At 41.6% G+C, this 26,089-nt stretch carries 27 protein-coding genes; 18 read left to right on the top strand and 9 right to left on the bottom strand.

The window, feature by feature from the left end; genetic code table 11:
• Positions 1-83 precede the first annotated feature (83 nt).
• The 8 genes from fucP to B5X76_RS06580 all read left to right on the top strand — a co-directional run bounded on the left by fucP (position 84) and on the right by B5X76_RS06580 (position 8,252).
• On the top strand, positions 84-1,340 hold the full coding sequence (gene fucP, locus B5X76_RS06545; protein WP_079642316.1) for an L-fucose:H+ symporter permease: 1,257 nt from the start codon (positions 84-86) through the stop codon (positions 1,338-1,340).
• A 12-nt stretch (positions 1,341-1,352) separates the two neighbouring features.
• Positions 1,353-1,682 carry an L-rhamnose mutarotase gene (locus tag B5X76_RS06550; RefSeq protein WP_079642317.1) on the top strand — a complete coding sequence of 110 codons (330 nt, stop codon included), beginning with the start codon at positions 1,353-1,355 and terminating at the stop codon, positions 1,680-1,682.
• 2 nt (positions 1,683-1,684) lie between these two features.
• A complete protein-coding gene (locus B5X76_RS06555; RefSeq protein ID WP_079642318.1) occupies positions 1,685-3,349 on the top strand; it encodes a UxaA family hydrolase in 1,665 nt (554 codons plus the stop codon).
• A 164-nt stretch (positions 3,350-3,513) separates the two neighbouring features.
• On the top strand, positions 3,514-4,818 hold the full coding sequence (locus tag B5X76_RS06560) for an alpha-L-fucosidase (RefSeq protein WP_079642529.1): 1,305 nt from the start codon (positions 3,514-3,516) through the stop codon (positions 4,816-4,818).
• 1 nt (position 4,819) lies between these two features.
• Positions 4,820-5,584, top strand: a complete 765-nt coding sequence (locus B5X76_RS06565; protein ID WP_079642319.1) for an SDR family NAD(P)-dependent oxidoreductase — start codon at positions 4,820-4,822, stop codon at positions 5,582-5,584.
• Positions 5,585-5,686: 102 nt separating this feature from the next.
• Entirely contained in the window at positions 5,687-6,541 is an 855-nt protein-coding gene (locus B5X76_RS06570; RefSeq protein WP_079642320.1) for a fumarylacetoacetate hydrolase family protein, read from the top strand.
• A 90-nt stretch (positions 6,542-6,631) separates the two neighbouring features.
• A complete protein-coding gene (locus tag B5X76_RS06575; protein ID WP_079642321.1) occupies positions 6,632-7,462 on the top strand; it encodes an amidohydrolase family protein in 831 nt (276 codons plus the stop codon).
• A gap of 1 nt (position 7,463) precedes the next feature.
• Positions 7,464-8,252 (top strand): L-fucose dehydrogenase, encoded by a 789-nt coding sequence (locus B5X76_RS06580; protein WP_079642322.1) that lies wholly within the window; start codon positions 7,464-7,466, stop codon positions 8,250-8,252.
• 55 nt (positions 8,253-8,307) lie between these two features.
• On the opposite strand, the gene B5X76_RS06585 is transcribed toward B5X76_RS06580, so the two are convergent.
• The 5 genes from B5X76_RS06585 to panB all read right to left on the bottom strand — a co-directional run bounded on the left by B5X76_RS06585 (position 8,308) and on the right by panB (position 13,056).
• A complete protein-coding gene (locus tag B5X76_RS06585) occupies positions 8,308-9,366 on the bottom strand; it encodes a patatin-like phospholipase family protein (protein WP_079642323.1) in 1,059 nt (352 codons plus the stop codon).
• Positions 9,367-9,421: 55 nt separating this feature from the next.
• Positions 9,422-10,207 (bottom strand): murein L,D-transpeptidase catalytic domain family protein, encoded by a 786-nt coding sequence (locus B5X76_RS06590; RefSeq protein WP_079642324.1) that lies wholly within the window; start codon positions 10,205-10,207, stop codon positions 9,422-9,424.
• 84 nt (positions 10,208-10,291) lie between these two features.
• Positions 10,292-11,347, bottom strand: a complete 1,056-nt coding sequence (locus tag B5X76_RS06595) for a L,D-transpeptidase (RefSeq protein WP_079642325.1) — start codon at positions 11,345-11,347, stop codon at positions 10,292-10,294.
• 282 nt (positions 11,348-11,629) lie between these two features.
• Positions 11,630-12,229 carry a hypothetical protein gene (locus B5X76_RS06600; RefSeq protein ID WP_139375223.1) on the bottom strand — a complete coding sequence of 200 codons (600 nt, stop codon included), beginning with the start codon at positions 12,227-12,229 and terminating at the stop codon, positions 11,630-11,632.
• Positions 12,230-12,240: 11 nt separating this feature from the next.
• The gene (gene panB, locus B5X76_RS06605; RefSeq protein WP_079642530.1) at positions 12,241-13,056 is read right to left on the bottom strand and encodes a 3-methyl-2-oxobutanoate hydroxymethyltransferase; all 816 of its coding nucleotides are present in this window, start codon (positions 13,054-13,056) and stop codon (positions 12,241-12,243) included.
• 200 nt (positions 13,057-13,256) lie between these two features.
• Here panB and B5X76_RS06610 point away from each other — a divergent pair, with 200 nt between their 5' ends.
• From B5X76_RS06610 to B5X76_RS06640, 7 genes are all read left to right on the top strand, one after another.
• Positions 13,257-14,000, top strand: coding sequence for an RluA family pseudouridine synthase (locus tag B5X76_RS06610; RefSeq protein WP_079642327.1), 744 nt, complete (start codon positions 13,257-13,259; stop codon positions 13,998-14,000).
• 12 nt (positions 14,001-14,012) lie between these two features.
• Complete coding sequence (locus B5X76_RS06615) at positions 14,013-14,627, top strand: TlpA family protein disulfide reductase (protein ID WP_079642328.1); 615 nt, start codon at positions 14,013-14,015, stop codon at positions 14,625-14,627.
• A 135-nt stretch (positions 14,628-14,762) separates the two neighbouring features.
• Complete coding sequence (gene pyrF, locus B5X76_RS06620) at positions 14,763-15,596, top strand: orotidine-5'-phosphate decarboxylase (RefSeq protein WP_079642329.1); 834 nt, start codon at positions 14,763-14,765, stop codon at positions 15,594-15,596.
• 160 nt (positions 15,597-15,756) lie between these two features.
• The gene (locus B5X76_RS06625) at positions 15,757-16,611 is read left to right on the top strand and encodes an ABC transporter ATP-binding protein (protein ID WP_079642330.1); all 855 of its coding nucleotides are present in this window, start codon (positions 15,757-15,759) and stop codon (positions 16,609-16,611) included.
• On the top strand, positions 16,595-17,407 hold the full coding sequence (locus tag B5X76_RS06630; RefSeq protein ID WP_079642331.1) for a hypothetical protein: 813 nt from the start codon (positions 16,595-16,597) through the stop codon (positions 17,405-17,407). Before B5X76_RS06625 ends, B5X76_RS06630 begins: the two co-directional genes overlap by 17 nt.
• Positions 17,408-17,785, top strand: coding sequence for a GntR family transcriptional regulator (locus B5X76_RS06635; protein WP_079642332.1), 378 nt, complete (start codon positions 17,408-17,410; stop codon positions 17,783-17,785).
• Between the two features lie 2 nt (positions 17,786-17,787).
• Entirely contained in the window at positions 17,788-18,666 is an 879-nt protein-coding gene (locus B5X76_RS06640) for a hypothetical protein (RefSeq protein ID WP_079642333.1), read from the top strand.
• A 33-nt stretch (positions 18,667-18,699) separates the two neighbouring features.
• On the opposite strand, the gene B5X76_RS06645 is transcribed toward B5X76_RS06640, so the two are convergent.
• Genes B5X76_RS06645 through B5X76_RS06660 form a run of 4 tightly spaced genes read right to left on the bottom strand, consistent with a single transcriptional unit; the run spans position 18,700 to position 22,240 of the window.
• A complete protein-coding gene (locus tag B5X76_RS06645) occupies positions 18,700-19,509 on the bottom strand; it encodes a phosphate ABC transporter ATP-binding protein (RefSeq protein ID WP_079642334.1) in 810 nt (269 codons plus the stop codon).
• Positions 19,464-20,267: a PstA family ABC transporter permease gene (locus tag B5X76_RS06650; RefSeq protein ID WP_245800981.1), complete on the bottom strand. Its 804-nt coding sequence runs from the start codon at positions 20,265-20,267 to the stop codon at positions 19,464-19,466. The genes B5X76_RS06645 and B5X76_RS06650 overlap by 46 nt, the downstream gene beginning before the upstream one ends.
• Before the next feature lie 50 nt (positions 20,268-20,317).
• Positions 20,318-21,205, bottom strand: coding sequence for a phosphate ABC transporter permease subunit PstC (gene pstC / locus B5X76_RS06655; RefSeq protein WP_079642336.1), 888 nt, complete (start codon positions 21,203-21,205; stop codon positions 20,318-20,320).
• A 48-nt stretch (positions 21,206-21,253) separates the two neighbouring features.
• Positions 21,254-22,240, bottom strand: a complete 987-nt coding sequence (locus B5X76_RS06660; RefSeq protein WP_079642337.1) for a PstS family phosphate ABC transporter substrate-binding protein — start codon at positions 22,238-22,240, stop codon at positions 21,254-21,256.
• Between the two features lie 170 nt (positions 22,241-22,410).
• On the opposite strand from B5X76_RS06660, the gene B5X76_RS06665 reads away from it, so the two are divergent.
• The 3 genes from B5X76_RS06665 to B5X76_RS06675 all read left to right on the top strand — a co-directional run bounded on the left by B5X76_RS06665 (position 22,411) and on the right by B5X76_RS06675 (position 26,082).
• Complete coding sequence (locus tag B5X76_RS06665) at positions 22,411-24,510, top strand: HEPN domain-containing protein (RefSeq protein ID WP_079642338.1); 2,100 nt, start codon at positions 22,411-22,413, stop codon at positions 24,508-24,510.
• A 15-nt stretch (positions 24,511-24,525) separates the two neighbouring features.
• Positions 24,526-25,329: a uroporphyrinogen-III C-methyltransferase gene (gene cobA, locus B5X76_RS06670; protein WP_079642339.1), complete on the top strand. Its 804-nt coding sequence runs from the start codon at positions 24,526-24,528 to the stop codon at positions 25,327-25,329.
• 183 nt (positions 25,330-25,512) lie between these two features.
• On the top strand, positions 25,513-26,082 hold the full coding sequence (locus B5X76_RS06675; protein WP_079642340.1) for a precorrin-2 dehydrogenase/sirohydrochlorin ferrochelatase family protein: 570 nt from the start codon (positions 25,513-25,515) through the stop codon (positions 26,080-26,082).
• The last annotated feature ends 7 nt before the right edge of the window (positions 26,083-26,089 follow it).

Raw genomic sequence — 26,089 nt, forward strand, 5'->3', positions numbered from 1 at the left:
GTTTATTTATATGGTAAATTGGTTTATGTTTTAATGGAGAAATATAACGTATTTAGTGTCTACCAATATAATCCATTGCTGCTATGACACAAGTAAAGAAGTACACATTTGCAATTATCTTAATAACGTCCTTGTTTTTCTTTTGGGGCTTTATTCATAATCTTGATCCGATTTTAATCAAGCATCTGCGGAGTGCTTTCAGTTTGACCCATTTTCAGGCTTCTCTGGTAGACTCAGCTGTTTTTATAGCCTATTTCTTTTTAGCTATTCCTGCAGGTATGATCATGAAACGTTATGGTTATAAGTCAGGTATTCTAGTTGGACTTTCCTTATTCGCCTTGGGCTGCTTTTTATTTATTCCCGCAGCCAATACCATCAGTTATCCATTCTTTCTAGGGGCTTTGTTTGTCCTTTCTTGTGGATTGACTATATTGGAGACGGCAGCAAATCCTTACATTACGGTTTTGGGAGAACCAGCCAAGGCTACACAGCGGTTGAATTTTGCCCAATCTTTCAATGGGCTGGCTGCCTCTGTGGCACCGATCGTCGGTGGGGTGTTTATACTTGCCGAAGAACCTAAATCTGCTGCGGAGTTGGCTTCTATGACGGAACAGGCTAAGACGGCTTATATTCAGGCTGAAACCTCGTTGGTAAAAGGTCCTTATCTCATTTTAGGACTTCTTATCCTTTTTGTAGCTGTACTGTTCTTTTTAACAAAGCTGCCCGAGATTAAGGAGGAGGAAGGTGAGTCGTCAAAAGGTTTTCTCGGGGCATTGCGTCATAAAAATGTACGATGGGGCGTGTTGGCTCAGTTTTTTTACGTTGGCGCACAGATCTATGTATTTAGCTTTTTGTTGGTATTTGCAGAAGATGCATTAGGTATGAGTGGTCAGGATGGTAAATATTATGCAGGATTAGCCGGGTTTCTATTTATGATAGGTCGTTTTATAGGTACTTTTTTTATGCGTTATGTGAAGCCCTATAAGTTGCTGATTATCTATAGTGTTATCGCTATCCTTTTGTGCCTGGTTGTTATTTACGGCACAGGGTTGGTGACATTGTATGCATTGGTGGGGATCACATTTTTTATGTCCATCATGTTTCCCACTATTTTTGCGTTGGGCATTGAGGGTACTGGAGCCGATACCAAGTCTGCATCTAGCCTCATTATCATGTCTATCGTGGGAGGAGCCGTTATTCCTCCGTTAGCGAGTAAAGTGACGGATATCACGGGAAATATTCATTTGTCTTATTACATTACCTTACTTTGTTTCATCGTAGTTTTGTTCTTCGCGTGGAATAATAAAGGAAAAGAAGCTATAAGTGGTACACAAGAGTAAAAAATATAGTATATGAACACATATGCACTGGCATTGGATCTGCAGAATGATCCAGTTTTGATTGAAGAATACGAAAATTATCATCGGGCAGTATGGCCAGAGATAAAGGAATCTATAACGAGCTCCGGTATCGTTTCGATGGAGATATATCGCTTTGGAAATAGGTTATTTATGTTAATGAATGTAACTGATGACTTTAGTTTTGAGCGGAAGGGGGAGATGGATGCTGCCAACAAAAAGGTTCAGGAGTGGGAGGCATTGATGTGGAAATATCAAAGCGCTATTCCTGGCGCTAAGGAGGGCGAGAAGTGGGTGATAATGGATAAAATATTTGAATTGTAATCATGAATAAAGAGAAAATGCTGTTTTTGCAAATACATCCAAAGGATAATGTATTAGTGGCTCTTAGAGATCTTTCTAAGGGTTTGTCGGTTGATTTTGAAGGGCGGTCTTTTGAGTTGGAGCAAGATGTGCCTGCTAAGCATAAGTTTAGCATACATGCTTTAGCAAAAGACGCTGAGGTATACATGTATGGGGTTCTTGTAGGTAAGGTGAATCATGATTTGAAAGCTGGGGAACTGATTACTGTGGAGAATCTACGGCATGCATCTGAGGATTTTCAGTTGGGGAATAGAAAGCTGGATTGGCATAAACCCGATGTGTCTAAGTTTTTAAATCGTACTTTTCGCGGTTACCACCGTAGCAACGGTACCGTCGGAACAGCCAACCATTGGCTGGTTATTCCGTTGGTTTTCTGCGAGAATAGAAATGTGTTAACACTTAAAGCAGCACTTGAGGAAAAGCTGGGTTATACATTGGATAGTAAAGATTATTCAGATGAAGTTGATGAGTTGATTTCCAAGTATAGTGCCGGTGCTTCTGTCGAAGAACTACTTCAGGTGGATCTTTCTTCTGCTAGGGCAAATAAGTCAAAGAATCGCTTATTTCCGAATATCGACGGTGTCAAGTTTTTGAATCACGATATGGGATGCGGGGGGACAAGAATGGATTCGGATGCCCTATGTGGGCTATTGGCTGGGTATATTACACATCCCAATGTAGCGGGGGCAACAGTGTTGAGCCTCGGTTGTCAACATGCCCAAGCTTCAATATTAAAAGCCGAGATATTAAAGCGGGATCCGAACTTTGATAAACCTTTGTTTGTCTTCGAACAACAACTGGAGGGGACGGAGAAGGGATTAATGCAGAAAGCAATTAAGGCAACATTTACCGGAATGGTGACGGCTAACCGGGAGGAACGTCGAGAAGCAGGACTGGATAAACTATGTGTTGGGTTAGAATGCGGAGGATCGGATGGATTTTCAGGAATTTCTGCGAATCCGGCCCTAGGGTATTTGTCCGATATCTTGGTTGCGCTTGGTGGTTCGGTGATACTTTCAGAGTTTCCTGAGCTTTGTGGTGTCGAGCAAGAGTTGAGTGATCGTTGTATAGACGAGCCTACTGCGGAGAAGTTTATGCATCTAATGAAGACTTACAACGCAAAAGCGGAAGCTGATGGATCTGGGTTCTATATGAATCCTTCGCCGGGAAATATCCGCGATGGCTTGATTACTGACGCGATCAAGTCTGCGGGTGCGGCAAAGAAAGGAGGGACCTCTCCGGTAGCTGCTGTAGTAGATTATCCCGAGTTGGCTAATGGTCCGGGATTGAATCTTTTATGTACTCCCGGCAATGATGTAGAGAGTACTACGGCGGAGGTCGCGGCGGGAGCCAATGTGGTGTTGTTTACGACAGGACTAGGAACTCCAACAGGGAATCCGATAGTCCCTGTTATCAAGCTTTCTACGAATACGAAAACCTTTGAAAAAATGCCAGATATCATTGATATTAACTGTGGACCTATAATAGATGGCGAGGAGACAATAGAAGAGGCTGCACATCGTATCTTAGATTATGTCATTGCGGTAGCGAGTGGAGAGCAGATTGCTAAAGCCGTGCAACTGGGGCAAGATGATTTTATCCCATGGCGTAGAGGTGTGTCGTTGTAGTCATTGAATATTAATTCTGCTGCAATAAGCAGCTGCTGATAACTATTAAATATTACCTAGAGATGAAATACCAATGTTTAGCGAAGCACAAACATACATGAGTATTCCATATGACAGATAAAAATCAAACCGAGCTTGCGAGCTCATGTAATAATTATACACATATGAAAAAGATTGTATTTGCATGTTTGTTATTGTTTCAGGTGTTCGTATCGTTGGGACAAGAACAGTATCAACCGACTAAGGAAAACTTACAGCATAGAAAATGGTTTGAGGAAGCCCGTTTCGGGGTATTTATCCATTGGGGAGTTTATAGTGTTTTGGGAGATGGCGAATGGGTAATGAATAATCAAAACTTCGGATTGGCTGAATACGAATTATTGCCTAGATTTTTCAATCCCATTGACTTTGATGCACGAGAGTGGGCGAAGTTGTTCAAGCAGAGTGGGGCTAAGTATATTACATTTACCACGAGGCATCATGATGGTTTTTCGATGTGGCATACAAAGCAATCTGGTTATAACATCGCGGAGGCAACTCCTTTTAAACGGGATATTGTGAAGGAGTTGGTCGATGCTTGCCGTAAAGAAGGTATTAAGGTCATGTTCTATTATTCGTTGCTGGATTGGAAAAGGGATGATTACTTGCCTTTTGGGCGTACAGGAAAAGGCATTATTGGTCGAGATTCAACTAAAGGTAATTGGGATGGTTATATAGGGTTTATGAAAAATCAACTGACGGAGCTGCTGACAAACTACGGTAAGATAGACGGAATCTGGTTTGACGGACATTGGGATAAACCGAATGCGGATTGGCATTACAAAGAGATATACAGTCTTATCCACCGTTTACAACCGCAGTGTTTGGTGGGCAATAATCATCATATTGCTCCCATAGCGGGAGAAGATTTTCAGATGTTTGAGCGGGATCTTCCTGGTCATAATACCACCGGGTTTGGTACCAAAGCCGAAGATATAGGCGCTTTACCAAAGGAAGTCTGCGGTACTATTGCAGGGTCTTGGGGCTTTGATATTAAGGATAGAAAGCGAAAGACCTTCAAGGAAGTCTTGAGCTATCTCATCAAAGCAGGCGGGCATGGTTCAAACCTGTTGTTGAATGTTGGCCCTATGCCAAATGGAGCTATACAAGATTATCAACAGGAACGGTTAAGAGAGATTGGGGGTTGGTTGAAGAAGTATGGGGCGAGTATTTATGGCACTGAGGCTGGTGGCATAAGCCCGACCGACGACTATGCATTTACGCGTAAGGGAGACGTGGTTTATCTCCATGTGTTAAATACACAGCTCCGTGCACTTCATGTAGCTGGGTTTGCCACAAACGTGAAGTCGATCACTTCATTCGATGCGAAAGACAAAATAGATTATAAGTTAGAAGGTTCAAACCTTCAGGTAAGTTTACCGGTTCAGAAGGTAGATGAACCTTATGTATTAATAATAAACACGAAATAGCATGTCAAAATTAGTTGGAAAAGTTGCCATTGTAACTGGGGGTGGTAGTGGAATAGGAAAAGCCATAAGCGAGCTATTTGCTGAGCAGGGGGCTTTTGTGCATATATTGGATCTCGATCAGACTGGCAGCGAGGCTGTCGTAGCGGCAATTCGTCAAAAAGGGGGGGATGCCATGGTGCATGTGTGTAGTGTGGCTGATCAAGGGCAGGTTGAGGAAATTGTGGCCAAAATCGAAAAGGTAGATATCTTAGTTAATAATGCGGGTATAGCGCACGTAGGTAATCTAGAACATTGTACAGAGGCGGACTTTGAGCGAGTGTTTAACGTTAATGTTAAAGGGGCTTATAACGCACTATATGCGGTGGTACCCCGCATGAAAGAGAATGGTGGCGGAGCGATCTTGAATTTAGCTTCTATAGCTGCGGTAGTAGGCATTACGGATCGGTTTGCCTATTCGATGAGCAAAGGAGCAATCTATGCGATGAGTATGTCGGTAGCAAGAGACTATATGAAAGATAACATTCGTTCTAACTCGATATCTCCAGCTCGGGTACATACGCCTTTTGTGGATGGATTTATCGCGAAAAACTACCCTGGTAAAGAGTCGGAAATGTTTGAGAAACTCTCTCAATCCCAACCTATCGGAAGGATGGCAAAACCAGAAGAAATTGCTAAATTAGCCCTGTTTCTGTGTTCTGAAGATGCCGCTTTTATTACCGGAAATGATTATCCCATAGATGGTGGATTTATAAAATTGAATAATTAAAAAAAAGAGATATGAGATTAAAGACATGAGATTTGAGACGAATACACAGTCTGATATCTCAGATCTAATATCCCATATCTCAAGATCTAAATACTAAAAGAAATGAAATTAATACGTTACGGCGAGTCCGGTAAAGAAAAAATAGGGGTTCAGATTGATAGTGTAAATTATGATGTTGCTGCATTTGGCGGTGATTATAACGAACAGTTCTTCGCTGAAAATGGATTGGCAAGATTAGAACAATTTGTTAAAGCAAACGAAGGTAAGTTGGTCGAGATACCTGCAGGCAGTCGATTGGGATCTCCATTTGCAAGACCTTCGAAGATTGTTTGTATAGGGCTTAACTATAAGGATCACGCAGCTGAAACCGGTGCTGCAATTCCTGCTGAGCCCATTATATTCATGAAGTCTACCACTGCTCTAGTAGGCCCTAATGATCAGGTTGTTATTCCTAAGAATTCGGTGAAGACCGATTGGGAGGTGGAGTTTGGTATTGTGATAGGGCAGAAAGCAACTTATGTAGAAGAGTCGGAAGCCTTGGACTATGTTGCTGGTTATGTGTTGCACAATGATGTTTCAGAACGTGAGTTTCAAATCGAAAGAGGCGGTACTTGGGACAAAGGCAAGGGATGTGATACTTTTGCACCGATGGGGCCTGTAATGACTACAAAGGAAGAAATCCCGGATATCAATAACGTACGCCTTTGGTTAAAGGTGAATGGTAAGACTTATCAAGATGGAAATACAAAAAATCTAATTTTTTCTGTAAAGCACGTCGTGTCTTATGTTTCTCAATTTATGACTTTATTACCAGGCGATGTTATTTCAACAGGTACACCTGCCGGAGTAGGTCTTGGTTTTAATCCTCCGATTTATCTTAAAGAGGGCGATGTTATCGAGCTCGGAGCAGACTACTTGGGCGAGCAGCGCCAGGAAGTTAGTGCGTGGCGCAAGTAAGTTCAGCTAGAAGCTGAGCATTGCGAAGTCCCGAATAGGGACGCGTATCCGGATTAGAAGTAAGAAATTGAAAATAAGAAGTTAGAAATTATGCGTATAGATTCTCATCAGCACTTTTGGTTGTACGATTCGGTCAAGGATGCGTGGATAACGGATGATATGAAGGTTATCCAACGTAATTTTTTGCCCAATGATATTTCAAAAACACTTAAAGATAACAGGATGGATGGGGTTGTCGCGGTTCAAGCCGATCAATCCATTCGGGAGACGGAATTTTTGGTAGAACTTGCCACAGCCTACAAGATGATCAAAGGGATCGTCGGTTGGGTCGATTTGCGTGCGGAGGATATCGAAAGTCAGCTTCTAAAGTTCTCTGATTTTCCTGTTATCAAAGGGTTTCGTCATATTGTTGAAGCAGAAGCGGAGGGTGACTTTTTGATTCAACCTGAATTTCAACGGGGTATCAAGGCGCTGACGAAATATAAGTATAGCTACGATCTATTGGTAAGACCAGTACATTATGCAAGTACTTTAAAATGTGTAGCAGATAATCCGGAGCAGCAATTTATACTGGATCATATGGCCAAGCCTGCCGTTGCGGCAGGAGAATTTGCGGAATGGGCTGCTTTTATTACAGCGCTTTCTGCTTTTCCGAATGTGTACTGTAAAATTTCGGGCCTGGTTACCGAGGCAGACTGGAAGGCTTGGTCTATCGCGGATTTTGAGCTGTATATCAGACATGCGGTCGATTCGTTTGGCAAACGGCGGATCTGTTTCGGATCAGACTGGCCTGTTAGCACGCTAGCCGCTACATACGAGCAACTATTAGAGATTTCGGAAGCCTACTTAGAAGGTTTTACCGATATAGAAAAAGCTGATTTTTTTGGAGGTAATGCCGTCAGGTTTTATAATTTGAAATAATATGGATCTTAATTTGAGAGAAAAAGTTTTTATCGTTACGGGAGGAGCAAAGGGAATCGGCCGTGCCATAGCGTTGGCTTTGGCTAGGGAAGGTGCTATTCCTGTGATTGTCGGACGTAAACAGGAAGACAATTTAGCGGTACAGACCGAAGTTGAAGCTATTGGTGGTCGGGCACTGTCTGTAGAGGCCGAGTTGTCGGATCCGAGTACCTGCGAACGTGCGGTAGCCGAGACGTTACGTGTTTTTGGAAGAATTGATGGATTGGTCAATAACGCGGGGCAAAATGATGGTGTAGGATTGGCGAGCGGAAATTATGAACGCTTTGTTGCCTCTTTACATAAAAATTTGATTCATTACTACTTGATGGCTCATCATGCATTGGATGCTTTGAAAGACTCTAAAGGGAGTATCATTAACATCAGTTCTAAAACGGCTGAAACCGGGCAGGGTAATACTTCGGCTTATGCGGCATCAAATGGTGGGCGTAATGCGTTAACTAGAGAATGGGCCGTAGAATTATTGCCGTATGGTATACGCGTGAATGCGATTGTTGTAGCTGAAGCAGCAACGCCACAATATGACACCTGGATAAAGACGTTGGAGAATCCCGAGGAAACGCTGAAGAAAATCACCAATCGTATTCCATTGGGCAATCGAATGACTACAGCGGATGAAATTGCCGATACGGCTGTTTTCTTGTTGTCCAGTCGATCCAGTCATACCACCGGGCAGCTAGTTTATGTGGACGGCGGTTATGTTCATCTGGATCGTGCATTGATTAAAGAGTAACTGTTTTTACAGCATAGGCTGTTTGTCGGAGCTTACGGCCTATGCTTTTTAGAGACTATCCTTTTGAAAGGAAATTCCATACCGATTTTTTCCTTCGCTCTACTTCTTTTTGATCACGAATCAGTTCTTTTGCTAGTTTGTCTAGTATCGCTTCATTCTCGCTTATGATCTTATCTGCCAGTGCGACAATTTTTTGAATGTTGGACTTACTTGCTGCATCCATCCCAGGATCTATGGAAGACAAATTATTTGGTTCGATCCGAATGTAATTATCGGCCTGATTTACGGATCGGAATAATTGTCGGATAAAATAATCATTACTTTCAGACGAACTTGATGTCATGATATCGACCAATGCCGGTCCAATGGAGATAGCCCATTTTTTCTTGAAGTCTTCGTAATTGTAGGCGTTTTTTGTAACTCCGGTTCCTAGAGATAGGATATGTACGTCGTTTATGTTAAAGGTGTTGAAGTTTTTTAAAACTTCAATCAATGCAGAGATCGCTGGGTTGTGCGCAAATAGTCCGCCATCAACAAGGACATACCGCGTATTGGCGAGGGAGAATATCTCGGCAACTGAAAAAAATGTAGGTGCAGCAGAGGTTGCTCTACAGACATCGCGCAAATAGAAATCTCTCGAGTCACCGTGGGTTATGGCCTTTTGTTGCCGAAAGAGCTGGTTTTTTCGAAGCTCTATATTGTAGGCGGTTATGATACAGGGCTTAATCAATTCACTAAGCTTGGCGTCACCAAAGTAGTCGTATAATACTTTTTCGATAACCTCCTCATTATAGATTTCGCTCACCAGACCAAATTTGCTTAAGAATCGGCGCCAGTTGCTTGCCGAGAAGATACTTTCGCCATGCTCCAGATAGATATCCAATGCCTCTCTTGCGGAGTATTTTGGTTTTGTGCGATCTTGGTCTGATGGGAATAGTAATATAGAAGTCAATATGCCACCTGTACTGGTACCTGAGAAAAAGTCAAAATATTCGGATATATGAGATTTGGGATTCCCGCTAAGCTGTTTTAGCCTGTCCTCCAGAGCTACGATTACCATACCAGGGATGATCCCTCTTATTCCACCGCCATCAATAGAAAGTATTCGCTTCATTATTTTATTGACTTACAGCTAAAAGTAGCGAATTTATAGCTAAAAACAAAGGAGCTTAATTTAAAGCTCCTTGTGTTGTTCCAGTTTCACTAAAATCTTTTTGAGCGATTAATGTTGTCGGTGCTTTTTTGAATACTTTCGTCTGTGCTAGGTATTCCTTATTATCGGCATAAATAAACAACATGGTACCGTCTTTTATGGTATTTATTATAGGGGTATTCAGTTCTCTCGGCAATGCCGGACAACCGTAGCTGCGACCAAGTCTTCCGGTGGCATCAATGACTGCCTGACTGCTATAGGCTGCGCCGTGGATCACAACTGCACGTGGTTTAGCTTGGTCGTTAATTCCTTTTTCTAGTCCGTCAAGTACTAAAGAGTAACCATTTCCTCCTTGATATGTATTGGCCGTTTTATAAAATCCTAAAGAACTTTGATAAGAGCCGTGTCTGTTCGAGAAAGAAGTAGCATACTTCTCACCACTATTTCTACCGTGTGAGACAATAGTGTGAAAAAGTACTTTTTTGTTTTTCAAATCTATAACCACCATTCGTTTGTCGGTAGATGGCAGCGAAAAATCTATAACGCTAATAATATCCTTATTTCTGAAAGACATGTTTTGATAGCCATTCATAGCCATCTCAAATGCTTCAAATTTAAGCTTTCCTTTTAACGAAATTTCCTCGTATAATTTTTCGATGTTGAATAGATTATTCTCTTCCTTTATAGAGTCTACATTTTGGGTAGTAGCGAGAGGTTGAGATTTTAGTTGATTAGATTGACTACGGATTGCAAAAAGACCTGCAAGCGATGTTAGTCCTATAATAGCTATTGTTTTTTTCATATACACACATTTTCCTTCCGCCTACAAAGGTCGTTACCAATGTGTTATAAAAATGTTAATAAATGTTAATTTTTATCGAAATGGTTAATCTATGACAATTACAAGGGAAGAAAATGGCTTAATCCAATCGTAAACGAACTTTGCATGGGAGGAGGCATTCCTAACACACATGTGCGATCGTGGCGTAGTGCCGAGTGTCCAGCTGTGTTCGATAATCTTAGCTTTGGGGTCATTGGTAGGTACACCATGGATATAGGCGCCATTTGTGAATCTACTGGCCCACGGGGCGTAACCAGCTATCTTAGTAGTGCCATCGGCGTAGTAAAACATCTTGGTTTTTTGTTCCTGGAGTAAATATATCCCTACAGGAGTCTCCATTCCATACGGCGGGTTGTGCTTACCTGTGGTTGCAGGGTTCATGCTTCTTATGATCCAGCCATCACCCCGATGCTCTAGTGCACATATGTTTTGGTTTGTGACGTCAACCACTACCACATGTTTAAATGTGGCGGTGTCTCCAATGGACTTGATATAGCGTTTGGGGATATCCCATTCTCCATCGATATTGGTAAGGCCTTTGATTCGGACCATTTTTAACGTATCGCTGGACAAAAGCTTGACAAGAGAACCATCTCGGCCATAAATGGTTGGTATTTTCGTCTCACCGACTTGGTATAAAGGAGCCGATTGATAGCGTTCGGTGCCCAGGGTATCAGAGACCCTTTTATAAGCATTCCTTTTGAAACTTGCTACAGTAGGGGCTTCTCCATTTTTATTTTTATAGTTTACAACCAAACCGTAGTTATTGTGTTCACGTTGGAAATTTTCGATATACGCCAATTTCTCTTTAATCTTGTCCCATTGAAATACCCTGAAAGTATCCTTGTATTTGTATTTATCTTCTAAGGTATACTTTTCGTAGGCGAGATCTTTTGTAAGTACGATGTCTGATGCAGTACGTGGTTTGGCTTTTTCTTTTTCTTCTTGTTCTTTTTTTGCCGCGGCGATACTATCAAGTTTTATTTTTCCGCTGTCAACGGTTTTTGGAGACGCCTTGCGGTCGCAAGAGGAAAATAATACAAGCGCGATGGTGAAAAACAAAAGGCAACTTGCGCGGCCGATGCTACATGGATATTTCATATAAAAGGATAATCTTAATAATCGAGAAGTGTATAGCAACGTTTGTACCAAAAACGATTGAATTTATTTTTATTGGTGTTTTATGTGTATAAATAGCTGTTTTCAGCTAGAAAGAAAAAGATACCTGAGCTTTCTTCAATCTCTGCTTAAGTCCCCTGAAGTCTCCTCAAGTCCGTTCAAGTCTTCTCTAACTGGGATATAGACAGTGTATCCCTACGGTGTATTTCTTAATATCTCTGCAAGATCGAAATCCGTATGTTTCCGCGGTTTGGGGGATGCATGCTAAATAATCGGAAACAATTTGGTTTCTGATGGTCTACTTAGCGACTGCAGTTTGTCAAAGAAAATCTTATTCCTGGGGTTTTCTAAAAGCAGGTAAGGCAAAAAGACAATTTTCGTTCCGATGGAAATTTGGTAATACCCCAGCAGCATACCGTTGTTTTTTTGCACGGCCTGTACTTCTTTAAGCTCTTTGATATCTTTTAGCAAGTTGAATTTAAGCGAGCTCCCATCCAGCCATTCGATATGTGTTTCCTGTGTTTCGGAATCATAGTGTATTTTTTGATTCCTGATTGTCTTAATATGATTGTTGAATACAAAAAATTGCGCTATAAGGTATAGACTTATAGGCAGCATGATCAATGCAATTTTGAATTTAGCGGCAATAAGTAAAATGATAAATAGTAATATCATTCCCGTACCAACAGTATACAGTACACGTTTTAATCCCTGCTTTAACAAATGAGTAGGCATTCCGATCTCTGTCACACGCGAGGACGAGGGGATTTGTTCGGTTTTGCTGAAATTGAAAAAGTTAAGCCGGCGGAGGATAAAGTATATCAACACCGCCAGCAAAATGCCTATAATGATTATTTTACCCAAAGCTTATTTCTTTAGTACTGTTCGTTTTCATTGGGGTATTCTACCGCTTTTACATCGGCTACGTACTGTGCCGCCGCTGTAGTAATCTGTTCGTAAAGGTTAAGATACTGACGCAAGAATTTTGGTTTAAAGTCTTTTGTCATGCCCAACATGTCGTTTACCACCAATACTTGTCCATCGCAGCCCGCTCCAGCGCCGATGCCTATAGTCGGGATATGCAGGGATTTGGAAACTTCCTCCGCCAGCTGAGCCGGGATTTTTTCAAGCACGATTGCAAAGCAACCCGCCTGTTGTAAGGCTAGGGCATCACTTTTTAGTTTGTCGGCTTCAGCATCTTCTTTGGCGCGGACACCGAAACTTCCAAATTGATGAATCGATTGCGGTGTTAAACCCAAGTGACCACACACTGGAATACCGGCATTTACGATCTTTTTGATATTGTCGATTATTTCTTCTCCACCTTCCAGTTTGAGCGCGTGGGCGCCAGATTCCTTCATCATCCTTACTGCGGCGTCATAGGCTTTTTCTATTGATCCCTGATACTCGCCAAAAGGAAGATCGGCCAGTACCATCGCCCGTTGACAGCCTCTAACAACAGCCGCCGTATGATAGATCATATTATCTAATGTAATAGGGAGGGTTGTTTCATAACCAGCGAATACATTGGCTGCGGAGTCGCCTACTAAAACGATATCTACTCCAGACTCATCCAGAGCTCTCGCCATAGAATAGTCATAGCCTGTCAGCATACTTATTTTTTCGCCGCGTAATTTCATTTCTTTGATAATAGAAACGGTAACGCGCTTAATGATTTTATTTACGGACATGATATAAATGTTATGCTGCAAAATTATAAATAATATACCGCTGGTCTGCATAATAATGTAAAAACCTTATGTTGCTAAATAGTCGTCTAGTTTTTATATTTTTCCTCTATAGTAAAATTTAATGGATGAGGAGAGCTACATAATTCGCCTTTACACGCAATATAATTGCGTGTAAAGGCGAATTTATGTAGGTTTGTATTATGATTCAAAACGACACCCGTTTATTTAAATATCCAAAATTTAGTGATCTCATTATTCACGAAGACGATAACCTTATTGTCATCAACAAACCTCCATTTATAGCTTCTTTGGACGAGCGTGAAGGAGGCGAGGTTAATATTCTTCGTTTGGCAAAGCGGTATTACGCGGATGCACAGATCTGTCATCGATTGGATAAAGATACATCCGGCATACTTCTGATTGCTAAAAATCCAGCAACCTACCGTCTTGTCTCTATCGAGTTTGAAAAGAGAAGAGTAAATAAGATATATCACGCGATCATACAAGGGACGCATACATTTGATAATCTAAAAGTAGATCTCCCTATCCTGAATCAAGGTAATAAGAATGTAAGTATCGATCGGGCCAATGGTAAACCCGCTGAGACTATTTTTACTAGTATTCGCTATTTTAAACACTTTACCCTGGTGGAGTGTAAGCCTATAACAGGTCGAATGCACCAGATACGCATACATTTAGCCACACAGCATGCAGCCATCGTTGGAGATGCCATGTACCGCGGCAAACCTGTATTTCTATCCCAGATCAAGAAGCGCGGATTTACGATGTCGAAGGATGAGGAAGAGTTACCTATTATGAAGCGCTTTGCACTCCATTCGAAAAGAACAGATTTTGTTATCGATGGTAAGAGCTATTCGTTTGAGGCTGATTATCCGAAAGATTTTGCAACCTTGTTAAAGCAATTGGAGAAATTTGATACCTAAAACGTATGCGTCATGGCAGATAAAAAGAAAGTTAAAAATATAGTTAGTTGGGTGATTTTTGTTTTGGCTATGGGATTGATTCTCTGGTCGCCAAGCCGGATTTTTATTCAGCAACAGTTGATGAAAATAGGTTTCTTTAAACCAAAATTGGAGAAACCTGTTGAAGAGATAGCTTCGAAGGATACTATAGCGGATAATAATACAGCTAGTGCTGTGCTGGATAAGGCTTCATTCGTGAGTGCAGACAACAAAGCCTATGAGACGGAACAGCTAAAAGGCAAAGTATTGTTTATCAATTTTTGGGCGACTTGGTGCCCCCCTTGTAGAGCAGAGATGCCTTCGATACAGACCCTCTATGATAAATTCAAAGGGAACGATAAGATTGAGTTTTTGATCGTAGAGATCGAGGGAGATGTAGAAGGAACGGATAAGTTCTTGAAAGAACAGAAACTGCAACTACCTATCGTATATCCAAATGGGGAGATTCCTGCCAATTGGTTAGGTGGTTCAATTCCAACAACTGTTATTCTTGATAAGAATGGAAAGATCGCTGCAAAGGAAGAAGGTATGTACGATTATTCTACGAAAGAGGTAGAAGAGTTTGTTCGAAATTTGATTAACCAATAATAATTAGATGAAATATCCATGTTACAGAACAGTATAAACACGAATGACCGCGAAGAAGCATATTCTTTGCAACAAAATCGTGTATAATATACTTTGGATATTCCATAGGACCATTAAAAGTCAGATTATTTACTTATGAATAGACAAGAGCTCGTCGAGCAGATTAAAGAAAAGCAATCCTTCCTCTGTGTTGGATTGGATACAGATATTACGAAGATACCGGAACATCTATTAGAAGAAGAGGATCCAATTTTTACATTTAATAAAGCTATCATCGAGGCTACTGAAGATCTTTGTGTAGCTTATAAGCCGAATATAGCATTTTATGAGAGTTATGGTGTAAGGGGCTGGCAGTCTTTACAGAAGACCTGGCAGATTATTCCTAAAACCTGTTTCAGTATTGCGGATGCCAAGCGCGGTGATATTGGAAATACATCCAATATGTATGCGCAGGCTTTTTTTGATGAGGCGGTTTCTGGGATGGGGTTCGATTCGATTACGATAGCACCCTATATGGGAAAAGATTCGGTGACTCCATTTTTAGATTTTGAAGGTAAGTGGGCCATAGTGCTCGCATTGACTTCCAATGAAGGGAGTAAAGACTTTCAGAATTTTTCCAACAGTAATGGAAAGCATTTGTTTGAAGAAGTGATCGATAAGGTGAATTGCTGGGGTACCGCCGAAAATTTGATGTATGTCGTGGGGGCAACGCGTGGAGAAGCTTTTTTGAAAATTCGGGAACATGCTCCAGATCACTTTTTGTTGGTGCCAGGGGTAGGGGCCCAAGGTGGATCGCTTCAGGATGTTTGTCAATACGGCATGAATAAAGATTGTGGCTTGTTGGTTAACAGTACACGAGGGATAATTTATGCTTCAAATGGAAGGGACTTTGCCGAACGTGCTCGTGAAGAAGCGCAGAAGCTTCAAAAGGAAATGGCATTAGAGCTTATTCAAGCCGGGGTGATTTAATGCCTGATTATTTTGGCATCAATAGCCTTTTTTAGCGAAAAGATATAGTTATAAGTGTATGGAGCGATCATTAATAGATCGCTCCATTTTTTTTAGAAATATTTTTTGAAAGTTGATATATCTATACTATATTAGTGTATTATTTAAATAGTACACCAGTATGATAACTATTAAAAACTTAAATTTTAGCTATTCCAAGTCTCGTCCTTTATTCAAAAATTTGGATTTGAATTTACAGGGAGGACGTATTTATGGATTGCTTGGGAAAAATGGTGCTGGGAAGTCCACTTTATTGAAGAATATTGCAGGACTGGTTTATCCTCAGGAAGGAAGCATAGCCGTTCTGGGTAAAGATCCGACTCAGCGATTGGTAGAAACTTTGCAGCAGATCAGCTTTATCCCAGAGGAGTTTCACTTACCCGCAGTCAAGTCTGACGCCTTTGTGAAGGCAAATTCGGGTTTCTATCCCGATTTTGATCACAGTTATTTTAAAGAGCTGATTCAAGAGTTTGCTATTCCTGTTCATGAACAGCGGTTGGCGGACATGAGTTATGGACAAAAGAAAAAATACATTATTTCTTTTGGTTTAGCGAGTCGAACAAAGTTAATTATCATGGATGAGCCTACGAATGGTTTGGATATACCTTCTAAAGCGCAGTTTAGAAAGGTTATAGCGTCGGCTTTAACGGATGACCGTTGTTTTATTATTTCTACACATCAGGTTCGTGATCTGGATAATTTAATTGATACCGTAATCGTACTCAATGATCGTAAGGTGGTCATGAATGCTACTATCGATCAGTTGGCCAATTCGTTTTTGTTTCGGAAAATGGTCGAATTGCCTTCAACAGTCATCTACGCAGAACAGGCGATGGGAGGTTATAACACGATTTCGGTAAACAGTGGAGACGAAGATTCAAAAGTAGATCTTGAGTTACTTTTTAATGCTGTTTTAGAACAAAAGATACAATTTGAAAACCTTTTAAACACCTCGAACAATGAACAATACGCTTAATAGTAATCGCCTTAGCATGCTGATTCAGAGGCAATGGATAGAATTTGGTAAAATTTACCTGATGTCATTGGCTGTGTTGGCAGGGATATTTATTGCTTTCTACGGCTATAGTATCTATGAGGTATACCGACAAAATGCAGATAACCATGCTTTACAGTCTATGTTGTCTTTTCGCCCTTATCTTTTTGTCTTTATGGGCTTATTATTTATCACCATCATATCGGGAACCTATTTTTCTAATCTTGGGCAGAAACCTAAAGCTATCTTTGAATTGCTATTACCGGCCTCGAAGTTAGAAAAGTTCTTTGTTGCCATATTCTACACGACCATCCTGACCACGGTATCGTACCTGTTGATTTTCTTTTTGGTCGATCTAGGCTTTGTCAGTTATATCCGGTCAAATTTTTCTTCTTCATACAGCTATTTCGATCAGGAAAGCGGGCGTGAGGTCGTAGTTGATCAATTGATGTTTTTTTATAAGCAAGAAATCAATCCTAAAGTGTATTTAATGACCTTTTTGCCTTATTTATTAAGCGCTCTTTTCCTTTTGGGATCGATAATGTTTACGAAGTTCCAGTATATCAAATCAGCTGTCTTACTAACGGTTTACATTTTATTATATATCTTATTTATGCTAAAGGTGATTCAGTTTTTTACACAGGATACTATACGTATTAGTGAAGGGGTGTTTAGTGAAGAGGTAAATATATTAAGAGTTATCTGTGTTCTAGGAGTATTGGTGACAGTCGCTGTATGGGGGATTGGGTATTTGAGATTGAAAGAGAAGGAGGTTTAAATGGATTTTAATAACGGTAAGGCGATCTATTTGCAGATTGCAGAACATGTATGCGAGCAGATTATGTTGGAACATTGGAAGGCCGAGGATAGGGTCCCGTCGGTACGGGAGCTTGCTGTGGAGCTGGAGGTGAATCCCAATACGGTAATGCGTACCTATGATTTTTTACAGCAGCGGAATATTATTTATAATAAACGCGGGATTGGTTTTTTTGTTAGCCCAAATTCAAAGAGCGAGGTGCAGGCGTATAAGAAAGGTATTTTTATAGAAGAAGAGTTGCCTCGGGTTTTTAGAAATATCTATTTATTGGATATAGGGCTGGACGAGTTGAAAGATCGTTATCAATTATTTGTAGATCAAAATTTTAAAACAAGTTAGTTATGAACAGAAGTACAAAGATATTAATCACTTTAGCGATATTACTATTTGTGATACCTGTAGGAGCTGTGGTGTTGTATACGGCATCGACTAATGTAGATTCAAAGGAATATGCAGAATCCGTAAAAAAGGAAGGGCAGGACCCCAATGCTCAGGATCATTTCCTGGTAACCCATAAGCTAAAAACATTTAATAATATCCATATTGCTAGTGATGGGTATAGTTATGTGAACCTGTACTTGGTCGAGAGCAAGGACTATGCGGTAAAGGTGGATAAGAGAAATGAAGGGCATGTTGTATGTAGTGTTGATGCATCTGGAGGATTGAAAATTGAGTCAAATCCGGGAAGTCGATTTTCAATGATATCGATTTACGTATTTTCACCTGTAATCGGCGAAGTACACCTGTCGAATATGCAAATCGGAAACCTAGAAACGAATTTAGATAGTCTACGCATAGTCGGAGATCGCATAGCTAATACAATTCGGTTTGGAGAAAACAAAAAACTAGCGCGCTTGTCTTTATCGTTAACAAATTCCAACATTAATTTAGGAAGTGCCTTGGAGGATTGGGCTCCGAATGAGTTGGAAGCTTTAAAGGTATTGTCTCTCAATTTGGATAAAAGCAACCTAGCGTTGAACACCAAAAATTATCATCAGATAGATGCATATTTGAATAATTCTGGGCTTGCAAATGCTTTTTTTGAACGGAATGGGGAAGACAGCGTAAAGTATGCGATCGAAGATCTGAAGCTGACTACAATAGGTAAGTCGAGAGTGCAATTTAATAAAGGAATTTCGATAAATCGTGTCTCCGGAAAATTATCGGATAGCACGGTGACAAGTTTGCCGATATCACTACTCCGAGATCTTATCAAATAGTAAAAAGAGAGGCTGTCTAAACAGCCTCTCTTTTTAACTGATGAAACCCCTTACATATTGTTGGGTAAGTTCATGCTGTGGGTTCAAAAGAATATCTTCCGTTTTTCCAAATTCTATTATCTCGCCGTTGTATACAAAAATGATGTAATCAGAAACCCGACGCGCCTGTCGAAGGATATGAGTTACTAAAACAATGGTGTAGTCATTCTTTAGGTCTATCAGCAGATTTTCAATGGTCTGTGTAGATATGGGGTCTAAGGCAGAGGTGCTCTCATCCCCAAGAATGATCTCTGGTTGGACTGCGAGGCCGCGTGCAAGGCAAAGCCTTTGTTGCTGTCCGATAGACAGGCTGGTTGCCGAACTATCCAACCTGTCTTTGACCTCGTCCCATAGTCCTACATTTTTCAGCTGATTTTCAACAATATGCTGTAGTACTTTTTTGTTTCTTTCCCCATGTATCCGCGGGCCATAAGCTATATTATCGAAGATAGACATAGGTAATGGAAAAGGACGTTGTGAGAGCAGTCCCATTTTCTTCCGGATATGAGTTACTTCGGCATCTTTTGCATATATATCCTCTCCGTTTACGAGTACCGATCCAGATACTTTTACATTCTTACTGTCATCCATAAGCCGATTCAACGTCTTGAGCAGGGTCGTTTTTCCACAGCCCGAGGGGCCAATAATGGATGTTATCGAATTATTCGGAATATCGAGATTAATATTTTTTAATATATGTTTGTCTTCTATATACACATTCAAATCCTTGATTTGGATGTGGGGCAACACAGGAAGACTTACAGTTTGTGTTTCTTCTGTTTGGAAGCTAGAATGTGTGTGCATATGACGATAAATAAAATTATAAATGTTAAGATCAGTGCAGAAGCGTATGCCCGTCCTTGAACTTCGGGAATAGGGCTGCTAAGCTGAAAGAATATAGCCAATGGTAGCGTCGCTGCCGGTTCATCAATGTATAGCGGCAGATTATCACTAAACCCCGTGGTAAGGAGTACCCCCGCAACATCACCTATGGCCCTGCCAAAGGCAAGGAGGACTGCAGTAAATATCCCTGGTTTTATGTATTTTAATAGTACTTGTGCGGTTTCCCATTTTGTTGCCCCAAGAGATGTTGTGATGTTTTTAAGGTCTAACGGGATGGTTTTCAGTAGTTCGTCCAGCGTACGTACGACTATCGGAATGGTGAGTAGTGTTATCGTGATAACACCTCCCAGAAGTGATGCACGGATACCTAACCACACCATAATGCTGAAAGCGATGGCACCATAAACAATTGACGGGATTCCAAACAACACGTCGAACAATAACCTTGAAGCGCGCACTAGCGCAACGCTTTGGTTGGTATAGATATTAAGATATATGGCTATAGGGATGCCCAGTAGACAGGCGAGAATAGTCGATAACCCGGCTAAGTAAAGCGAACCTAAGATGGCATTTAAGATACCTCCCTCTTTTCCTATGTAAAAGCCCCCTTGAGGGACTTGACTGATCATTTCCCAGCTTAAAAAGGGGAGCCCCTTAAATAGGATGATTCCAATTATTAAGAAAAGCGAACCCGTAATAGATATCCCTGCTAATTGCATGAATAGTTTTGCGATTTTTTCTTTTCGTAATCGTGATTTGATAGTTGACATTAGACTTTTTCCTCCAGTTTATTTAAAATAACACGCGAAATCAGGTTGAACCCGAAGATGATTACCAATAATAGTAACGCAGCAAACATTAAGGCCGCATCATAGCGCGGTATAGACATCATCTCTCCGAAGTTGTTGGCTATCAATGCCGGTATGGGGTAGCCTGCATCGAATAGGGACTTGGGTACCTGGGGTATATTTCCACAGACCATTAACACAGCTATAGTCTCTCCAAAAGCTCTGGATATAGCCAGTACTACCGCCGCGAGGAGTCCCGGTCTGGCTTTTTTGATAATTACTTTTTGTATTGTTTCCCATTTGGTGGCACCGAGAGACAATGAAGCTGATTTTAACTCAGCTGGAATTGTTTGTAAGACTTCTACCATAATACTGATCATAATGGGGAAGATCATAACAGCAAGGACTATTCCTCCCGATAGCACCGAGTACCCCGAGGTAGAGCTTCCGAAAAACGGAGCGATATAATCCGCAATTAATGGTACAACAAATAAAACACCCCAGACGCCATAGAGCACCGGAGGGATAGCAGCTAATACGTTCATTAAAGGAAGTACCGTGTTTCGGAGTCTATCGGAGGCGTATTCGACAAGGTACAAGGAAGCCATAATGCACAAGGGGACAGCTATTGCCAGAGCGATGACCGTTACCCATACGGTGCCCATAATAAATGGCAGGAATCCAAACTTTCCCTTTAAAGGAGACCAAATACTTTGTGTCAATATGGAAAATAGACTTTGATCTTCGAGGAGCGGCAGGGCTTTAATAGTCAATCCAATACCTATAAAGGCAATTACAGATAGGGTTAATATAAGCAATGTTAAAAAGGCTCTCCGTATCCACCGGTCTTTCCATAGTCTTATTTTCATATGTGTATAGTTGTTATATTAGGCAGCTCCAGTTTGTTTTTCATTATTTTATTTACTCTTGTTACTCGGTGTTTCCGACTTTATCTTTTCCAGTTCGATTGCCAGTTGTGATTCCGTCATTGGGACATATCCATTAGCGAGGAGATGTCTCTGTTGTTTTTTGTCTAGGACAAATCGAATAAAGGCCTGGACCAACGGGTTTATGTTATCCTTCTTAACGACGAATGCCAATGGTCGCGAAGGAGGAGATGGGTATTTACCCGCGGCCACAGCGGTTGTCAATTCATCTATGGTATTGTAAAAATTTTCTTCTTCATCTATTTTGCCATTGCCATTCTTGTCGAGCGGGATAACGTCAATATCGGCTGCGGTTCTTTTGGAGGTTAGATCGTATACGTAATTGATGTTATTGAAGCCGATTGCCATCGGTTCGTCTTTTACGGCCTGTGCTAAGCCAGGATCACCAAATATTCCTATGCCTTTTAGATCTTCTTGATTTTGCCCGAAGAACTTGGCCCAGGTTTCGGCAGCTCCAGCAGCATCAGATCTTACATAAGCGCGGATCGGTAGATCCACAAATCTAGGATCGATATCGTTCCATTTCTTGTAGCTATGCGTGACGAAGATTCCTTCCAGTTCCCTTTGCGTCAAGCCCCGCTCTTTGATCAGGCCGGCATTGGGATGTTTAGCGTTGTAGGTGCCGAGTACTGCATCTTTTGCTACAAATATAGGTAGCGCTCCCTTTGTTAATTCCTGCTGGTGCAGATCCCTTGATACAAGACCTATATCCATCATGTCTGTCAAGACATCTGTGATTCCTTTTCCTGCTCCTCCAGCAGAGATATTAAAGCGTACATTGGGGTGTATTTTCTTAAAGTCTTCACTCCATAAAACTACGATTGGGTACAAAGCAAATGCGCCAGAAATAGATATATTTCCTGAATAACCTGTCTCGCTATCATAGCTGTTTGTTTTTTTTGGCGCGCAGCTTAGTGAAAATAGTATTGTTAATATGCTGATAGTTAGTTTATTCATCGTTTGTGTTTTGACTTCTCTAATTTCAGTTTGCGTCTTTTTTTTACAAATATATACTAATTTGGTAGATTATATAGTTATTGTTGTTTTTCTTTTATACATTTGTTTCGTCGTTCCTAAAAATACAGAAATGGCAAGCTATAGATTAATGGAGTTTTAGCTGAAAAAATATGCAGAGTTTTCGTACTGAATTAGAGAATCCTATTGTCGAGCAGGAAATAATTGAGCTGGATAGGAAGATTAGGGCTTACCAAGAAGGAAAGTTGCCCGAGGAAAAATTTAGGTCGCTTCGTTTGGCAAGAGGGGTGTATGGACAACGTCAAGCAGGTGTTCAGATGGTTCGTATCAAGTTACCTTTTGGGAAGGTCACCTTTAAGCAATTGCTAAAGATTGCAGCGATATCTGATGAATATGCGAGTCGTAACCTTCACCTTACCACAAGACAGGATATACAGATTCATTACGTAAGCTTGGATAAAACACCGGAGCTATGGGCTAAGTTGGCGGCCGATGATATTACACTTCGGGAGGCCTGTGGCAATACCGTCCGAAATGTTACAGCTTCAGCGACGGCAGGGGTAGATCCAGACGAACCCTTTGATGTATCGCCCTATGCCCAGCAAACATTTGAATACTTTCTGCGCAATCCGGTCTGTGCAGAGATGGGGCGTAAATTCAAAATAGCCTTTTCATCGTCGGATAAGGATACGGCATTTTCCTATATACATGATTTCGGATTTATCCCCAAGATTAAGGTGGTTGATGGTGTAGAGCAGCGGGGCTTTAAGGTGTTATTGGGCGGAGGCCTTGGTGCACAGCCTATATTAGCGGAGGAAGTGTTCGAGTTTCTGCATGAAGATCACATCATCCCTTATATGGAAGCCACGCTTCGTGTATTTGACCGATATGGAGAGCGTAATAACCGTAATAAGGCCCGGTTTAAGTATTTAGTCCAAAAAATGGGCTTAGCCGAAGTATTGCGTTTGATCGAGGAGGAAAGGGTAGCAAATAAAAATCAGATTTACGTGGTGGATCGTGGTCTGGTAGAATTACCCGAATTGCCTACGGATAAGGTAGCGGTTACACTGCCTGTTGACGAGAAGGCCTATGAATTGTGGAAACAGACCAATGTATTTCGTCAGAAGCAAGAAGGGTATTACGGTGTATATGTCAAGGTATTAACTGGAGATGTATCGACAGATAAGGCCAGGGAGTTAGTTGAGGGGATAAAAAGCCATGTCGCGGATGATATCCGTATTACCCAAGGGCAGAATTTACTGTTTAAGTACGTCCGTGAAGAGTCCTTGCCGCACTTGTTTAACCTATTGACGCGGTTGGATCTGGCTAAGGCCGGGTTTGACAGTACAGCCGATATAACGACTTGCCCCGGTACGGATACCTGTAATCTAGGAATTTCTAATTCTACAGAGATGGCGCGCGTGCTCGAAGGGTATATACACGAGTTTTATCAAGATTTTGTATTAGAGCAGCGGTTGAAGATAAAGATTTCAGGCTGTATGAACTCCTGCGGGCAACATGGATTGGCACATATTGGCTTTCATGGCAGTTCTGTAAAAGCAGAGGGTAAGGTCGTGCCTGCAGCACAGGTGATGCTGGGGGGCGGTACCGTCGGCGACGGCAAGGGACGCGTTGCCGAGAGAGTGATTAAAGTGCCTACCAAGCGTGTACTTCAGGTGGTCGATTTGATTCTCGCGGATTATAAATCAAATAAGACGTTAGAAGAAGATTTTCATAGTTACTACGACCGATTCGGTAAAGATTATTTTTATAAGCTTTTGAAGCCGCTGTCGGATCTGAGTACATTGACGGGAGAAGAGTTTATCGACTGGGGACATCAGGATACCTTTGCGACAGCAATAGGTGTCGGCGAGTGTGCCGGTGTGGTGATTGACCTTGTCGCTACTTTGCTGTTTGAGGCAGAGGAAAAAATAGATTGGGCCAAGCAGGCGCTGGATAAGCAACAATATGCCGATGCCATCTACCACAGCTATAGTGCGTTTGTGTGGACGGCCAAGGCCTTGCTGTTGGACAAAGGTATTAATGCAAGTACACAGATTGCGGTGATAGATGCTTTCGATGAGACGTATGTAGCAAGTGGTGATTTCCAATTTCCTGTCTCCTTCTCCGATAGGGTATTGCAGATAAATAAATATGAACCGTCAAAAGATTTTGCCCAGGCGTATCTGACACAAGCTACAGCATTTTATTATGAGGGGGCTGAACGGAGAGCGGTTCTAAAGTTGAATTAAAAAATAGAATAACGAATGAATACAATACAACCATTTGTGACGCTAGTAGGTGCAGGTCCGGGAGATCCTGATCTAATCACGTTGAAGGGAATAAAGGCAATTGAAAGTGCCGACGTCATTTTGTATGATGCCTTGGTGAATGAATCTTTATTATCTTATGCTAAAGCCGGCTGTACCAAGATATATGTGGGCAAGCGTGCGGAGCAGTTGTCTACCTCACAAGATTATATTAACAGATTGATGGTGGATTATGCGTTGACGCATGGGCACGTCGTAAGGCTCAAAGGTGGAGATCCCTTTGTTTTTGGTCGTGGGGGCGAAGAATTGGATTATGTGCATGGGTTTGGTATTGCCACTGCTGTGGTACCGGGGGTGTCTTCGGCTATCGGACTGACCGGTCTACAGAAAATCCCATTGACCTACCGAGGCATTAGTGAGAGCTTTTGGGTTATTACCGGGTCAAAATCTGATGGCAGTCTGTCGCTAGATCTTACCCACGCAGCCGATACCGATGCTACCGTTGTGGTATTGATGGGCTATGCCAAGTTGCAGCAGATCGTAGCCTTGTACAAATCCCGTCAAAAAGCGGATCTTCCTATTGCTGTCATCCAAAATGGCTCCTTACCGAATGAGCGTATTGCATTAGGAACCATAGATTCAATTATTGCAGAGGTAGAGAAATCTAATATTGGCGCTCCAGCTATACTCGTGATCGGAGAAGTGGTGCGTAAACATGAAGCGTTTAATGATTTGCGTAAAGAGATTCAATATTTAGCTACAGAGAAAGTCAAAACGCATAAACAGGCTGTACAACCCTGATTAATGTCGCCTTAGCGGGTTGCCAATTGCAGGAATGATGATTCGTTGTGGCAACCCGGTACAGCGACGAGTTTTGGGTACTTTTGCGGACAAAAGTACCTTGCCCGTCCGGCAAAGAGGACAAAAAAGAAATTGGCAATAGTGATGTTTTTAGTTTTAATTAAACTGTATTTATAAGCAAAGATGAATAGATTGTTCCCCATATTTCTTAAACTCGAACAATTGCAGGTATTACTGGTAGGGGCTGGACCGATAGCTCTGGAAAAGATTACCGCTTTACTACGTAGTAGTCCCGGTGCCAAAATTCGGGTGGTGGCTAGTGTGGTGGCGGATTCATTTCGGGATTACATTGCCGGACAGGCGACTGTCGAGCTGCATGAAAGGCATTTCCGTGAAGCGGATCTAGATGGTGTTGATCTGGTCGTATTGGCATCCAATAACCCGGAGTTTAATGAGGAAGTCCGCTTGTTAACCAGAAAACGTAATCTTCTATTAAATGTAGCCGACAAGCCCGATTTGTGCGACTTCTACCTGGGCTCCATCGTAGAGAAGGGGAATCTCAAAATCGGCATCTCCACGAACGGAAAGTCTCCAACGATTGCCAAGCGCCTGAAAGAGTTTTTAAACGATTTGCTGCCCGAGGAGATCGACGAGACCTTGGGATTGATGCATGAGATGCGGGAACAACTGAAGGGTGATTTTCAGGAGAAAGTAAAAGCGCTTAATGCGCATACACGCGAACTGATAAAATAAGGTATAG

It is taken from the genome of Sphingobacterium nematocida, assembly GCF_900168125.1.
Classification (GTDB): domain Bacteria; phylum Bacteroidota; class Bacteroidia; order Sphingobacteriales; family Sphingobacteriaceae; genus Sphingobacterium; species Sphingobacterium nematocida.

What these genes read in the sequence shown, in the direction of transcription:
- fucP (WP_079642316.1), top strand. Translation starts at nt 84, where the DNA reads ATGACACAAGTAAAGAAGTACACATTTGCAATTATCTTAATAACGTCC.
- B5X76_RS06550 (WP_079642317.1), top strand. Translation starts at nt 1,353, where the DNA reads ATGAACACATATGCACTGGCATTGGATCTGCAGAATGATCCAGTTTTG.
- B5X76_RS06555 (WP_079642318.1), top strand. Translation starts at nt 1,685, where the DNA reads ATGAATAAAGAGAAAATGCTGTTTTTGCAAATACATCCAAAGGATAAT.
- B5X76_RS06560 (WP_079642529.1), top strand. Translation starts at nt 3,514, where the DNA reads ATGAAAAAGATTGTATTTGCATGTTTGTTATTGTTTCAGGTGTTCGTA.
- B5X76_RS06565 (WP_079642319.1), top strand. Translation starts at nt 4,820, where the DNA reads ATGTCAAAATTAGTTGGAAAAGTTGCCATTGTAACTGGGGGTGGTAGT.
- B5X76_RS06570 (WP_079642320.1), top strand. Translation starts at nt 5,687, where the DNA reads ATGAAATTAATACGTTACGGCGAGTCCGGTAAAGAAAAAATAGGGGTT.
- B5X76_RS06575 (WP_079642321.1), top strand. Translation starts at nt 6,632, where the DNA reads ATGCGTATAGATTCTCATCAGCACTTTTGGTTGTACGATTCGGTCAAG.
- B5X76_RS06580 (WP_079642322.1), top strand. Translation starts at nt 7,464, where the DNA reads ATGGATCTTAATTTGAGAGAAAAAGTTTTTATCGTTACGGGAGGAGCA.
- B5X76_RS06585 (WP_079642323.1), bottom strand. Translation starts at nt 9,366, where the DNA reads ATGAAGCGAATACTTTCTATTGATGGCGGTGGAATAAGAGGGATCATC.
- B5X76_RS06590 (WP_079642324.1), bottom strand. Translation starts at nt 10,207, where the DNA reads ATGAAAAAAACAATAGCTATTATAGGACTAACATCGCTTGCAGGTCTT.
- B5X76_RS06595 (WP_079642325.1), bottom strand. Translation starts at nt 11,347, where the DNA reads ATGAAATATCCATGTAGCATCGGCCGCGCAAGTTGCCTTTTGTTTTTC.
- panB (WP_079642530.1), bottom strand. Translation starts at nt 13,056, where the DNA reads ATGTCCGTAAATAAAATCATTAAGCGCGTTACCGTTTCTATTATCAAA.
- B5X76_RS06610 (WP_079642327.1), top strand. Translation starts at nt 13,257, where the DNA reads ATGATTCAAAACGACACCCGTTTATTTAAATATCCAAAATTTAGTGAT.
- B5X76_RS06615 (WP_079642328.1), top strand. Translation starts at nt 14,013, where the DNA reads ATGGCAGATAAAAAGAAAGTTAAAAATATAGTTAGTTGGGTGATTTTT.
- pyrF (WP_079642329.1), top strand. Translation starts at nt 14,763, where the DNA reads ATGAATAGACAAGAGCTCGTCGAGCAGATTAAAGAAAAGCAATCCTTC.
- B5X76_RS06625 (WP_079642330.1), top strand. Translation starts at nt 15,757, where the DNA reads ATGATAACTATTAAAAACTTAAATTTTAGCTATTCCAAGTCTCGTCCT.
- B5X76_RS06630 (WP_079642331.1), top strand. Translation starts at nt 16,595, where the DNA reads ATGAACAATACGCTTAATAGTAATCGCCTTAGCATGCTGATTCAGAGG.
- B5X76_RS06635 (WP_079642332.1), top strand. Translation starts at nt 17,408, where the DNA reads ATGGATTTTAATAACGGTAAGGCGATCTATTTGCAGATTGCAGAACAT.
- B5X76_RS06640 (WP_079642333.1), top strand. Translation starts at nt 17,788, where the DNA reads ATGAACAGAAGTACAAAGATATTAATCACTTTAGCGATATTACTATTT.
- B5X76_RS06645 (WP_079642334.1), bottom strand. Translation starts at nt 19,509, where the DNA reads ATGCACACACATTCTAGCTTCCAAACAGAAGAAACACAAACTGTAAGT.
- B5X76_RS06650 (WP_245800981.1), bottom strand. Translation starts at nt 20,267, where the DNA reads ATGCAATTAGCAGGGATATCTATTACGGGTTCGCTTTTCTTAATAATT.
- pstC (WP_079642336.1), bottom strand. Translation starts at nt 21,205, where the DNA reads ATGAAAATAAGACTATGGAAAGACCGGTGGATACGGAGAGCCTTTTTA.
- B5X76_RS06660 (WP_079642337.1), bottom strand. Translation starts at nt 22,240, where the DNA reads ATGAATAAACTAACTATCAGCATATTAACAATACTATTTTCACTAAGC.
- B5X76_RS06665 (WP_079642338.1), top strand. Translation starts at nt 22,411, where the DNA reads ATGCAGAGTTTTCGTACTGAATTAGAGAATCCTATTGTCGAGCAGGAA.
- cobA (WP_079642339.1), top strand. Translation starts at nt 24,526, where the DNA reads ATGAATACAATACAACCATTTGTGACGCTAGTAGGTGCAGGTCCGGGA.
- B5X76_RS06675 (WP_079642340.1), top strand. Translation starts at nt 25,513, where the DNA reads ATGAATAGATTGTTCCCCATATTTCTTAAACTCGAACAATTGCAGGTA.